Annotated in this window: 5 protein-coding genes; 4 read left to right on the forward strand and 1 reads right to left on the reverse strand. The window is 45.4% G+C overall.

All coding sequences use genetic code 11. The features are described from left to right. Positions 1-19 precede the first annotated feature (19 nt). Positions 20-9,388 (forward strand): VCBS domain-containing protein, encoded by a 9,369-nt coding sequence (locus CXF82_RS12320; protein ID WP_219621784.1) that lies wholly within the window; start codon positions 20-22, stop codon positions 9,386-9,388. 278 nt (positions 9,389-9,666) lie between these two features. After that, a complete protein-coding gene (locus tag CXF82_RS12325; protein ID WP_101090271.1) occupies positions 9,667-10,815 on the forward strand; it encodes a putative sulfate/molybdate transporter in 1,149 nt (382 codons plus the stop codon). 185 nt (positions 10,816-11,000) lie between these two features. Here the strand turns inward: CXF82_RS12325 and CXF82_RS12330 are convergent, their stop codons facing one another. Then, positions 11,001-12,416 carry an aminotransferase-like domain-containing protein gene (locus CXF82_RS12330; RefSeq protein ID WP_102039177.1) on the reverse strand — a complete coding sequence of 472 codons (1,416 nt, stop codon included), beginning with the start codon at positions 12,414-12,416 and terminating at the stop codon, positions 11,001-11,003. 267 nt (positions 12,417-12,683) lie between these two features. On the opposite strand from CXF82_RS12330, the gene deoC reads away from it, so the two are divergent. Both deoC and CXF82_RS12340 read left to right on the forward strand, forming a co-directional pair. Then, the gene (gene deoC / locus CXF82_RS12335) at positions 12,684-13,457 is read left to right on the forward strand and encodes a deoxyribose-phosphate aldolase (RefSeq protein WP_102044266.1); all 774 of its coding nucleotides are present in this window, start codon (positions 12,684-12,686) and stop codon (positions 13,455-13,457) included. A gap of 182 nt (positions 13,458-13,639) precedes the next feature. After that, positions 13,640-14,275, forward strand: coding sequence for an alternative oxidase (locus CXF82_RS12340; RefSeq protein ID WP_101090274.1), 636 nt, complete (start codon positions 13,640-13,642; stop codon positions 14,273-14,275). Positions 14,276-14,745: the final 470 nt, after the last annotated feature.

Consider the following 14,745-nt stretch of genomic DNA (forward strand, 5'->3'; position numbering starts at 1 on the left):
GGTCGGAGAGCATGAAACCTTGATCATTCCGATTACAGCCACTGACAACAATGCTGGCAACAGTACGCCGCAGAACTTGGTGATCCGCGTAAATGGCACCAACGACTTACCTATCGTAAGTCACATAAGTTCGAAGATGGTTGATGAAGGTAGCAAGCCAATTACTGGACAGATAACTTCGACCGATGTTGACCATGGTGACACTGCCACTTTCAGTACTAACTTCAGCCACACAGGGTTTATCTTAAATACAGATGGCTCGTATACATTAGACCCTACGGATCCAAGCTTTGATCATTTAGCACAAGGTGACCATCAAACCTTAATTATTCCAATCATTACGACGGACAATAACAAAGGCAATAGCGTCTCTCAAAATCTGATTATTCGAATTGACGGTACCAATGACGGTGCAATCATTAGCGGAGTCAATACAGGCAATGTAACTGAAGAGTCACAGCTGAAAACGAGCGGAAAACTAACCGTTACTGACGTTGATGCAGGAGAAGCACATTTTTCAAATACCGATATTAGCGGCGCTCTCGGCACCCTGCATTTAACAGATACTGGTGCATGGACTTACGATTTAGATAATAAAAACCCTAAAGTACAAACATTAGCACAAGGCCAAAGCACAACCGATACCGTCACAGTGCAGTCGGTTGATGGCACCAAACATCAAATCACTATTACGGTAAATGGCAGTAACGATAAAGCCATTATCACTGGCGTAGATACAGGTAATGTGACTGAAGATGTAAACCCCTATTCCAATGTGTCTGCCTCTGCACATATGATCCACACTCGTGGTCAACTCACGATTACCGATACAGATTCAGGTGAAGATCACTTTGATTTTAAGACCTTCATTCACGTCGCAACGAACCCCGAATGGTCGCCCTATCACAGTCAACTCGGCGGTAGGGTCAGTATGACTAAAAACGGTGAGTGGGAATATGAAATTGATACCACTAAGCCGCAAATCCAAGCATTAGGGGCTGGAGAAACACTCAAAGACAGTGCCGTTATCGAGTCTACTGATGGTACCAAACATACCATTGAGTTCACTATTCATGGCACCAATGATGTGCCAACGTGTTCATCGGAAGTGGTGTTATCAACGGGCACTGAAGATACCGACATCATTCTCACTCAGGCGCAATTATTAGCCAATACCAGCGACATTGATAACAACGACCTAAACCAATTACATGTTGATTCAGTGACCGCCGATCACGGTACGGTAACGACAAATACAGATGGCTCGTTCACCTTCCACCCCGCTCAAGACTACAACGGCCAAGTGCATTTCAGTTATGACGTAAAAGATGCCCATGGCGGAATTACCCATACAGGGGCTGTTACCACACTTGCTGCGGTCAACGATAATCCAGACGTCACACCTATTACCGATAGCCTCACTGAAGACACAGATAGACAGCACCAAATTAATCTACTCGGCAGTGCTACCGACGTGGATGGCGACTCACTATCGATTAGCCAAGTCCAAATCACTTTTGAGGGCAAAACAGGCCCATTACCAAAAGGCGTTAGTTTTGCCAGCGACGGCTATACACTGATCATTGACAGCCACAATCCAACTTTCCAACACCTCAGTGCGGGTCAAAAAGCCGATATCCTAGTGCACTACATGGTGGATGATAATCATGGCGGACAAAGCCCAGCGGTCGCAACTGTGACTATGGTGGGTAGCGATGACAAAGCACAATTGCTCTCTTCAACCATTGATATGACAGAAAGCCAAGCCCTGCACACCTATTACCAAATGGGCAGCAAGGTAGGTGGCACACTCAATTTAGTCGACCCCGACACTAGCGACCATACTCAGTTTGCCTTCTCTAGTGATAACGGAGCTCAGGGCTATGGAGGCTTAACAGTTTGGCCTGATGGACGCTATGAATATGATCTGGATATGGCAAGAAATCACCATGCTAATAGCAAAGTCGCGTCACTTAAAGCAGGTGAAACATTAACGGATCAATATCAAATACGCACCAGTGATGGCCAAACAAAAGTGGTCACGGTTACCATTCATGGCGAGAATGATAATGCTCGAATTGAAGTTAGCATGCCGCAACTACCTGCCAGTCAGGATGTGACTGAAGAGCATTTTGTGCCTGCGAGTCCAAGCCATTTATACGCAGGTGGAATACTAAGAGTCATTGATGCCGATCACGGTGACGCGCAGCTTCAAGCAGAAAATATCACCACAGCTCACCATGGGGAATTCACCATTAGAGCCCGTGGCGGCTGGAGCTACAAGATTGATAACGCGATAGATGAGGTTCAGCACTTGGGCGCTGGAGAGTCTTTCACTGAATCCCATACCGTACATTCTAAGGATGGAACGGCGAGCCAAATACTGACAGTCACAGTTCACGGTACCAATGATGCTCCGGTAGTATCGGCCGAAGTTCAGCTAGCTCCCGGTATTGAAGACACTGATATACACCTTACAAAGTCAGACCTATTAATTAACGCAACTGACATTGACCACAACGATATAGGCCAATTAGATGTTGCCAACTTAGTCGCTGACCACGGTACTATTGTTACTCACAAAGACGGAACATTTACCTTTCACCCCCAACATGACTACAACGGCCAAGTGCATTTAAGTTATGACGTTATTGATGCTCATGCCGGTGTTACACATACAGGTGCAACCACCACACTTTCAGCGGTTAAAGATCAGGCAATAGTAAGTGGAGATATAACAGGAAATGCTTTTGAAGATCATAATATTTATTCTCAAAATCAAATTGAAGTAACAGGACATCTGCTTGTTACCGACCCTGATGTAGGACAACAAGGTTTCCAATATACTCGTTCCACCAGCGTGAGTGATCCCTTTGGCGGATCTTTGCACATAAGTGCTTCAGGCACTTGGACCTATGACGTCGATAATGCCAAGCTTCAGCACTTAGGAGCTAATCAGGAAGTATTGGTTACACATCGTGTTTATACTACCGACGGCACAGCACAAGATATTATCATTAAAGTAACGGGTACCAACGATGCACCCGTTGTTTCATCTGAAGTGGTATTACAAACAGGCACTGAAGATACCGATATCATTTTTACTCAGGCGCAATTGTTAGCGAATACAACCGATATCGATAACAATGATTTAAACCAATTACATATTGATTCGGTGAACACCAATCATGGAACGGTATCTAAGAATACAGATGGCTCATTCACCTTCCATCCCGACCAAGATTACAATGGCCAAGTCCATTTTACCTACGATGTAAAAGATGCCCATAGCGGTGTAACTCATACTGGCGCAACGACCACATTAAGCGCAGTTCAAGATAACGCAGTTATTACCGGACAAGACAGTGGAAATGTAAAAGAAGATGTTGATGTAGGCCCTGTAGTAGCTGGCAATGCAAATATGATAGAAACGCATGGTCAAATGCATGTTAGTGATCCTGATGCAGGGGAAAATCATTTTCATGTTAAGAACTATGGTTTTATTCATGATGCAGGGCATCCTGAGCTTCATCCTATTGTTAGTACGTTAGGCGGATATCTTAGTATAGGCTCAGATGGAACTTGGTTTTATAGAATTGATACAAGAAAAAGTGTTATACAAAACCTAGGTGAAGGCGAAAGTACAACTGACACCGTAACAGTCACATCGATAGATGGTACTAGCCATATTGTTACTGTAACGATTCATGGAACTAACGATGCGCCTTATTGCAGCTCAGAAGTTCAATTAAGCTCGGGTACCGAAGACAAAGATATACACCTCACAAAATCAGACCTACTGATTAACGCAACAGACATTGACTACAATGATATTGGCCAATTAAGTGTCGCTAACTTAACCGCTGATCATGGCACTATCACCGTCAATAAAGATGGCTCCTTTACCTTACACCCAGATAAAGACTATAACGGCCAAGTCCATTTCAGTTATGACGTAAAAGATCTCCATGGCGGCGTAACGCATACAGGTGCAACCACAAGTCTAGCCGCAGTTAATGATGGAGCAAAGGTCACCGAATTCAACACAGAGAACATCGTTGAAGATGCTCCTCATAGTAGTGTCTTTGCCCATGAAAAATATCAAATCGCCAGCGGAAAACTCAATGTAGCCGATCCTGATGCTGGAGAAGATCACTTTCAATACAGTCAATTTGGCGAAACCGCTATTAGCGACCCATTTCAGGGTCACCTAAGAATAAGTTCAGCAGGTTCTTGGAACTATGAAGTCAAAAATAGTGCGCTGCAATACCTTGCTGCAGGCCAGACTGAAACTGTTGTATATCGTGTTAATACCGCAGATGGCACCCCCTATGATCTACATATAAAAGTGCTCGGTACTAACGACACTCCAACGGCTACCGTGGTGACCTTGCCCCACGGTACTGAAGATGTCAGCTATCAAATGCAAGCCAGTCAATTTGGCTTTGCTGATGTTGATTCAGGCGATACCTTGCACAGTGTTGCTATCACCAGCGCGCCTGACGCATCCACGCAAGGCTCATTCTATCTCGATGGAAAAACGGTTACTGCCGGTCAAACCATTGCCGCTGGTGACATAAGTAAGATGCAGTTTGTTCCAGTCAAAGACTTTAATGGTGACATTGATTTCAAGTACACAGTTAACGATGGCCACGCTGATTCTGTTGAAGCCAGCAACACCATTCATATCGAACCCGTGGCTGATCTCGCGCTCATCTCTGGTGATACCTCAGGCCAAGCAACTGAAGATAGCCATATTGTTAATAGCGCATTCTTACAAGCCAGCGGCCAACTTAATATCACCGATGCCGATACGTTAGAAAATAGCTTTCAAGCCGAAAACCTTCACCTGCAATCAGATGGAAGTGCATCAATGGGCGGTTTAGCCATGCAAAAAGATGGCAGCTGGAGCTATGTTGTCGATAATGCCCGTACTGAAATTCAGTCACTCGGAGCTAATCAGCAACTAACCGAAAAGTTCACCGTTCACTCGGCCGATGGTACTGAACAAGAGTTAATGGTGACAATTCACGGCACTAACGATGCGCCAAGCTTAAGCTTTAACACCACCTCCAATACTAGCGGTCAGCTATTGGGGAGTGATATCGATAAGGGAGATGCTCAACAGCTGCAATACGATGCAATTCAACCCCACGGTCAGTTTGGTAGAATTAGCGTTGATTCCATTTCTGGTGCCTATAATTACCAGCCTTCGAGCACAATCGCAGGCATGAGTTACAACCCGCAGAGCCATACCTACACTGGCCACGAGGTATTTGAAGTTCGAGTCAGTGATGGTCATGGCGGCCAAACGAGAGAGTTTTTAACTTTCACTGTCACCGCGACAGTGACAGCACCCGCAATAACGGGTGGTCAACCCACTGTCAGTACCGCAATCAACTCAAGTCCACTGTTAACGACGCAAGCGCCAACAAGCATCACAAATACGCCACCCGCAAACAGCGTCAATATAGACTTAATCGCCAGTAGCGATAGCGGCGCTTCAAATACTGACAACTTAACCAGCGACAATACGCCAACAATCACAGGTACTACCGATGTTCCCTTCTCGCAGGTCACTATTTATGACGGCAATACCCCTGTTGGCCATACACTATCTGATGCCAATGGTGATTACAGCGCCAACCTTGCAAGCCTTGCAGACGGTACGCATAATTTATCTGCCAAGGCATTAGCACCATCATCTGTTTTACCTGTCGTGTCCCCACTACTTGATATAAAAGTGGATACCAGTACGGCTGTAGCAACGGTAGACTTAAAATCCACTGCCGATTCCGGTATCTCAGATCACGACAACCTGACCAATGCTCACACTCCCGTTATTACAGGGGCTGCTGAAGCTAATTCAACAATAACCATTACCGATGAGCATGGCGCAATTGTCGCCACAGGAAATGCCGACGCTAACGGGACGTATCAGCTCACGACAAGTAACTTAACTGAAGGCGCACATTCATTAAGCGTTGCGGCAACCGATGCTGCTGGTAATCAAAGCCATGCAAGCCTAGCGATTGAAGTCGATTACAGCGCTCCCACTATCGCTAAAGTCAATTTGAAGACAGAAGCGGTCCATCAACCAACGTTCAGCGGCAGTGTCAGCTTAGATACGGCACAAGTTGATATTGTAGTGAAGCAAGGCAGTCAAATCATTGAAACCCTGCACGCAACATTAGATGGCAAAGGCGGTTACAGTGTTGATGCCAGCAACTTACCCGACGGTTTTTACGTCGCCTATATTCAAGCAACCGATAATGCCGGCAATCAAACGCCATCAGGTACTGCAGGTATATTTGATCGCTTCAGTGTCGATACTCATGCAAGTGCGCCAAGCATCAGCTTTGAAACTGCAGGCAGCGATCATATCTACAATGCACAAGAGGTGGCAGCTGGCGCGGCTGGCACTATCACTGCAATAGTTCATCTCCCCGCAGATATGGGCTCCGTTGATAGCATCACGATTAACGGCAATAGCCATCAGATTACCAAAGCCGAATTTATCGCGGGTCAAGTGGAAATAGAAGTTGCCCCTGGCTCAACAGTGACTGCCAGTGTCACCGATAAATTAGGCAATGTTTCATCATCAACTAACGAGACCGCACCAACGGCAGATTTAACGGCGGCGACATTAACCGTTTCACTAACACACGACACCGGACTGGGCAGCGACCTCATCACTAGCGATGGTTCATTAACCATTACCGGCCAAGAGCAAGGTGCCAGTGTTGAATATTCAACGGATAATGGTCAAACATGGAGCCAGAGTTTTACACCGCAGCAAGGTAGTAATAGCGTTAACGTCAGGCAAACTGACGTTGCGGGGAATGTATCGCCTCAAACACTGTTAACCTTCACCTTGGACAATCAAGTCGCAGCGCCCAGTATTTCATTACAACATGATACCAGTGCTCATGCAGGGCAACATGCCGATCTCATCACTAAAGATGGTCAGTTAAATATTGCTGCCGAAGCTGGCGCTAAACTCGAATACTCTGTCGATGGTGGACATAGCTGGACAACTCAGTTTAGCCCTATTGAAGGCCAAAATAATCTGCAAGTGAGGCAAACTGATATTGCCGGAAACACCTCGGCAGCCACCAGTTTTAGTTACACCTTAGACACCACCCCTGTAACAGTCGCTGTTGATCCGATCTCAAAAGATAATGCACTCAATACGGTTGAGAACAATCAATCCCTGGAGATCACTGGCACCACCTCTAACATTGCAGCCGGCGATCAGGTTTATGTTAAGTTCGATGACAACAGTGTTTACCTTGCAACCGTTAAAGCAGATGGAACTTGGCGTCTAACGCTCAACGCCTCAGAGCATCAAAGCCACATGGCCACAGATAGAAACTATCCCATTAAAGTGGGCGCGGTTGATGTTGCCGGTAACGTAACGCCAGAAATAACCACCCATTTATTGGTTGATACCCAGAACCCAATTCCCCACATCAGCGTAAATCCGGTCACCGCCGACAACATTATTAATCTCGCCGAGTCAGGGCGAAATATCGAGATCAGCGGCCAAGTCAGTGGTGACTTTAAAGCGGGGGATGTCATTAGCTTAAGCATCAACGGCGCAGCGATTAGCTCGCTTACAGGGTCCGTAGATGCCCAAGGACATTACTCCATCGCCGTTCCTGCACAAACCTTAATGAGAGCCAACATCCACAGTATTTATGCGTCAGGGCAGCAACAAATTCACTCCATTGAAGCTACCGTGATCACCACCGATAGCGCCGGTAACCTCGGCAGCGCTACCACGGGTACGCAAGCCTTTACCATTGATACCCAAGCAGACACCAGCATTCAATTGGATCCCATCACTAGCGATAATGTGATTAACGCACAAGAGAGTAGCGCGGATATCAGCGTGACAGGTCGAGTCAGTGGTGATGCCCACCAAGGTGATATCGTCAACTTAGTTGTCGGGCAACATAGCTATAGCGCAACCGTTGATCATAGCGGTCACTTTAGCGTTAATATCGCAGGTGCAGAGCTAGCCTCCAACGCATCAATCACCGCAAGCGTAACCACCACCGATACTGCAGGTAATCCTGCCAGTGCCAGCCAAGTCATGCACTATGCCACCGATACAAAAGTGGATATGCCAACCATTACTTTCGAAAACCCTGGCAGTGATAACGCCTACAGCAAAGCGGAAATAGCTCAAGGTCATGCAGGGACGATTACCGCTACAATTCATGCTGCAGCCGACGCCCAAATAGGCGAGCATCTTAATATTAATGGCGTCGACCATGTACTCGATGCCAACAGTTTAGCCCACGGTATCGCCCTTGAAGTTGCGCCCAGCAGCATAGTAAAAGCCATCATGACTGATGAGCATGGTAACGTTAATTCGGCCTTAAACATGGCAGCAAACGCTAAACCTGAACCCATAGTGGTAACCGCACCACCCGGTAGTCATCATATTGGTGCATCTTTGGGTGTACCGACGTTATTGCCGACACAAACCCCTGTTCCTGTTGCTGAACAAGGATGGAAAATATTGGTTAATGGCCACTATCAAACGAGTTACTCCAGCCAATGGGGAACACTGACAATTAACCCGAAAACGGGTCAATTGAACTACCAAGAACATGCCGATACTCATACCGGGCCACACGGCTCTGCGACAACTGTTGGTGTGCATGAGGATAGATTCGAAGTGGCGATGCAAGGTTCTCACCATGACGATGTGGTAATGCATGTTCAGGTGAACATTCTAAGTCACGGGCCCGGCCACAGTGGCAAGCTCACTTTAGGTTCTGAAGTGCTCGATATGACAGTGACCCCAACCTATAATCATCCTGCTCCACCGCCGCCACTTCCAGCAGCTGATGCTCATGATGAGCCCCAAAGTGATTTCATTACTGATGTCAGCGTAGATCTAGATGCTATCGTCGTTGCTGATGATTCTGATTTCAATGCAGCAGCTCATACCGAGTATGAAGAACCGTCAACAGCGAGTGCAGCAGAGCAAGCGGAAGCTGATCCAGCAGCAACCTCGCAGCCAGTATCAGCAACACCAGTGGTGGTGAGCGCTGCCGTAACAAGCGACCCTATCGATCACTACTTGCAGATGGTTGGCATGAGCCATCAAGATCTGGCGCCAAAAACAGATAACCCATCGATGAACGAATTACCCGAGATGCAGGTATTAACCAGTGGTGAACCTGATGCCGATATGTTCGATACCAATCAAGTCGATGCGTTTGATAACCCACTGCTTGATGACGACAAGCATGACGCACCCCATAAGGACTTAACTACTCTTGATGATGTAATTGAACATCAAGGCGTTGATCAAGCGAACGATGATGACCTGCTCCATCAAGCATTAAACGATATGCATAATCAGCTTTAAACATGCTATATCTCAGCAGTAAGTAAGCCGATGAAAGCAGTGATCACTCTATCACTGCTTTTTTTCATCTCTACCCACTCAATGATATAGCACTAAAGGGGTAGTTGAGGACTCACGAATATTAGACCTATTGACCACAATGTTTACACTCATGCGTCAACTTGTCTCAGTGACTTTGGAAAATAGCTTACTCAATCGGGTTTTACGGTGTATTAACCGTTAAATTCTTGGCACTAAACTTGCGATGGTTAACGGGTTCTTTTCCCACGGCAAGTTATATGAGATGTAAGCCCAATCGCTTTGATAGTGTTAACCAATATTCAGGAGAGTTTAGCGGCGCCTTCGCCGATTTAGGTACCTTTCTACCCTTAGTCCTCGGCCTTATCGCCTTAAACCATTTTTCCCCGCAAGGGATCTTTATGGGTTTTGGTTTGTTCGCCTTATTTACTGCATTCTTCTATCGTCGCCCCATTCCAATACAGCCGATGAAAGTCATCACAGCACTGGTGATAGCTCAAGGCTTAACACCTGGAATGTTACAGGCTAGCGGCATGATGATGGGCGTTATTTTACTGGTTCTCGCTTATAGCGGCGCCATTAAATGGATGGCAAAGCAACTATCTCCCGCCATTAGTATCGGCATTCAGTTAGCGATTGGTATTCAACTGATTTGGATGGGCGGACAGATGATGAGCCAAACCTGGCTTATCGGACTCATTGCCTTTGCACTGCTTTTTGGCAGCAAATTCTTACCACTGCGCTATTTAGCCATGCCATTGGTGATTACGATGGGTATTTTATGGCAACTAAACAGTGGCACCGCACCAAGTTTTGATCTTTCAAGCTATACCCCATGGCAACTGAGCTGGCCAAGTCTCGATGAATGGAGCTCTGCCGCTGGTTTGTTGGTACTGCCACAACTGGCGCTAACGCTCACCAATGCAGTAATAGCAGTCTCTGCGATAGCAAAAGAGAAATTCCCAAATGACGCTAAAGATAATTTTTCACCAGAGCGTTTTGCCACCAGCTCTGGTTGGGCAAACTTACTGTTAGCGCCGTTCGGTGCCACCGCAATGTGCCACGGCGCAGGCGGGCTTGCAGTACAGTATCACTTTGGCGCTCGTACTTGGTTGGCCCCGACTATATTTGGCTCAAGCTGTTTATTAATCGCTGCTTTTTGGGGGCAAGGCATTGCCAGCTTGTTATCGCTTATTCCACTGGCGGTATTGGGCAGTTTACTGGCGATTGCGGGGACTCAATTGGCGTGGTCAAAACGCTTTATCGACGGTAAGCCTTTTTGTATTTTTGTGATTTTATCAACCGCTGCAATTTGCCTGCTCGTTAATACTGCAGCAGGACTTGCCGCAGGAATACTACTTGAGACGGGTCGCCGCCAGTGGCATTTGTATTCAGATTTGAAACAATGAAGCTAATGCCATCGTCAGAAATAGTTCACTAAAACTTGTCGCTAAGTAGATAACCAACAGTCAAGTAATGGGGAGTCGGCTCCCCATCATTTTGAAGCAATTTTCAAGTGAAACGCGATAGTGTTATTAAACAAGGAAAAGGAACTAGCGGCTTTATTCACCGCTTCTTCGTGATGATGCTTACCTTATTCATCCAGCATATTTTGGATAAGTTCGGCTAATCGTTTTATCGCACCAACTTCCCGATCCGAACACTCAAATGACGAATTAAGTCGAAAACAATGATTAAACTGTTTGCTCGCGGAAAACATTTTTCCTGGAGCAATACTGATACGCTCTTTCAAAGCTCGCTGGTAGAGCGTTGTCGCATTCAGATGCTCTGGTAATTCAACCCACAAAAAGTATCCTCCTTCAGAGTAATGGATACTCACATTGGCGGGAAAGTATGTCCGTAACACCTGCCAGTTAGCGAATTTACGTTGCTCTAATTTCCTACGCAGTTGGCGTAAATGTTTCTCGTAATTATAGCTGGATAGATATTTAGCAAGCGCAAGTTGGATAGGAGTACTCGCAGATAATGTGCTCATCAATTGAAGTTTTTGGATCGGCAGTGCCATGCGTCCTGCGGCCACCCAACCAATTCGAAAACCAGCAACCAGACACTTAGAAAAAGATGAACAATGCATTGTCATCCCCTGCTGATCAAAGGCTTTCGCTGGCAATGGCTTCTTGCCACCAAAATACAGTTCACTATATACATCATCCTCTATCAGGTAGACGTTGTAATCAGCAAGCAACTGAATTAAAGCCTGCTTTTTCTCATCAGACAAGCTACAACCCAACGGGTTTTGGTGATTTGTCATTAACCAGCATGCTTTTACCGAGTGGGATTGCAGCGCTTTTTCAAGTGCCTCAAGATCAATTCCATCTTGAGGATGTGTTCTGACAGATAGCGCACGTAAATTCAGCTTTTGCAGTGACTGCAATGCACCGTAAAAGGTCGGTGACTCCACTACAACCCAATCACCGGCTTGAGTCACAGCTTGAAGACTCAAATTCAACGCTTCAAGCGCGCCTGCAGTGATCACAATCTCGTCAGGATGCACATTCATCCCTTGTGCAGCATATCGTTTGGCAATCAGTTGGCGTAAGTCTTCATTTCCAGGAGGCAGATTATCCAGTGCGCTCGATGTTGGCATGTTACGCGCCGCGGTCATCAGAGATTTGTTGACTTGATGGCGAGGATAAAGCTTGGGATCAGGATAAACAGAGCAAAAATCGACTAGATGCGGCGTCCGATTAGCTTGTAACACATCAAAAATAAAGTCATTAATATCGATATTTTCAGTTGTATGAATTGTCACTTCCGATTTCTTTGGACTCAGGTATTGGACTTGAGGTGCGACAAAATAGCCAGATCGAGCATGAGAAACTATCCACCCTTGGCTTTCCAGTACCTGATAAGCGTGCAGCACTGTCATTAAGCTCACGCCTGAGATCTCAGTCTGTTTTCGTAACGAAGGCAGCTTATCACCCACCTTCCAAATACCATTTTGAATTTGACGACGAATTTGCTCTACCAAATTTTCATATTTTGCCAACGAAACGACTCCTTCTATACCCTGCTCTCAGCACAATAGCAGCTAATATCTAATCTGTTATAGATAAAAGAGCCATTTCTGTATCTATTATAGTTTGCAGTCTGTTCCTATAATCGCCTCACTTTCATTTTGAACCAAAGATCACTTCCAGCCTTGGGTCGCATATCAATCTGACACCAACGTTCAGATAAGCATTTAACGGCATAGCGACAAATAAAACACCAAGCATTAGACATTCGATAAGCAACAACTCAACAGGAAATAACCATGAGTAATTTAAAAACAGCCGCGCTACGTGCACTTAACTTAATGGATCTGACGACGTTAAACGACAATGACACAGATGAAACAATCATCGAGCTGTGTAAGAGTGCTAAAACGACTGTCGGTAATACGGCAGCAATATGTATCTATCCACGTTTTATTCCTGTTGCCAAAAAACAACTGCATCTACAAGGTACGCCCGACATTCGGATTGTCACCGTCACTAACTTCCCTCACGGCAATGACGATATCGAGATTGCCGTTGCTGAAACGAGAGCCGCTATCATGTACGGCGCAGATGATGTAGACGTCGTATTCCCATACCGTGCTCTGATGGCCGGCAATGAAGATGTCGGCTTTGAACTTGTTAAGCAATGCAAAGCGGTTTGCGGTGACACTCTGTTAAAAGTCATTATCGAATCTGGTGAGCTTAAAACTGCTGCGTTGATCAAAAAGGCATCTGAGATTTCAATTAGGGCTGGAGCTGACATCATCAAAACGTCCACAGGTAAAGTACCCGTTAACGCCACCCTTGAAGCTGCTGAAATTATATTGTCGGTTATCAAGCAGATGGGCGTTGAAAAAACAGTTGGCTTCAAGGCATCTGGTGGCGTACAGACCACTGAAGAAGCCAAAAAGTACTTAGATATGGTTGATAGTATGTTTGGTGCTGAATGGGCTGACTCCATGCACTACCGTTTTGGCGCCTCTAGCCTATTAAAGAACCTGCTTTATACCCTTGGGGAAGGTGAAAAAATAACTGCAGGCGATTACTAGTCCTATCTCTTGTACCGTCTCTAGGGGCTGCAACCGCTACCAGACTAAATAGCTAAAGATAATGTAGTCATACAACAGGGTAGTGATGGCAATCTGTTAATTAGATATTCGCCAACAAATCCATTGGTTTATTAAATCATCAGATTGGGATCACTGCCACTTAAACACAGGAAAACTCACCCATGTCAGATTTTGAATTGAAACACAAAACCGCTTCCAAACTGTCGGAACATGTGGCCTATAAAATCACCCAATGCCTCAAATTTTTGTTAAATATATTCTATGGCAAAAAATACGCGAAACGTGCCGTGATTTTAGAAACCATTGCCGCTGTACCAGGGATGGTAGCGGGCATGTTTAATCATCTAAAAGCCTTACGCCGGATGAAAGATGATGAAGGCTGGATCCGTGAATTACTTGATGAGGCAGAAAACGAACGCATGCATCTGATGATATTCTTAAATATTGCCAAACCTAGCTGGATTGAGCGAGTGTTAGTGCTGCTCGCCCAAGGGGCTTTTATTATGGTGTATGGTTTGATATATGTACTTTCTTCTAAAATTGCCCATCGGGTGGTGGGTTATTTTGAAGAAGAAGCCTGTAAAAGCTACAGCGAATACCTAAATAAAATTGATGCCGGAGAAGTAGAGAACCTAGCTGCACCAAAAATTGCCATCGACTATTATCAGTTACCGTTAGATGCCATGTTGCGAGATGTGATTGTAAAAATCCGCGACGATGAAGCTAAACATCGCGATCAAAACCATTTATTTGCCGATGCGTATGAAAGCCACGATCTACCTGCACATCAGCTTTAATACCAATTGCACTAAGTATTTGACCAATTCAGAGCGGCCGACGTTTAAAGCAAATGGCAAAATCCTTTAAGCTTCGTTGTGGGCTTTAGATATACGACTAAATGGTCTATTTGGTTCCATACAAAATATGCTATTGCCTTCCTTCATGGAGATCAAGTGAGGAGGTACGAGTCCACGGATGGACGAAGGTAGAATAATGCAGGAGCAATTACCGAGGACGGGCAATGAAAACATCAATTTGATTAGACAATAAGAAATAGAAAAACGACACAATCAAAACTCATTATATCGTCGTCCTCTCAACAACAGCGGTATGATGATCGTCAATACCGCTGTTATTTTGTCACTAGGGGTTGTTGATCTTTGGAGCTTGGTTTTTGTTCGAATTCAATGATTTTAGTACAAGGCTTGAGCGATGCTGCTTAGCTGGCTAAGCGAAAAGCTTGTAACGCAGTAATAGAAATATTGAA

The organism is Shewanella sp. GutDb-MelDb (assembly GCF_002836075.1).
Lineage (GTDB): Bacteria > Pseudomonadota > Gammaproteobacteria > Enterobacterales > Shewanellaceae > Shewanella.

Excerpts from the sequence above, each read along its gene's own strand:
- CXF82_RS12325 (WP_101090271.1), top strand. The coding sequence starts at position 9,667 with ATGAGATGTAAGCCCAATCGCTTTGATAGTGTTAACCAATATTCAGGA.
- deoC (WP_102044266.1), top strand. The coding sequence starts at position 12,684 with ATGAGTAATTTAAAAACAGCCGCGCTACGTGCACTTAACTTAATGGAT.
- CXF82_RS12340 (WP_101090274.1), top strand. The coding sequence starts at position 13,640 with ATGTCAGATTTTGAATTGAAACACAAAACCGCTTCCAAACTGTCGGAA.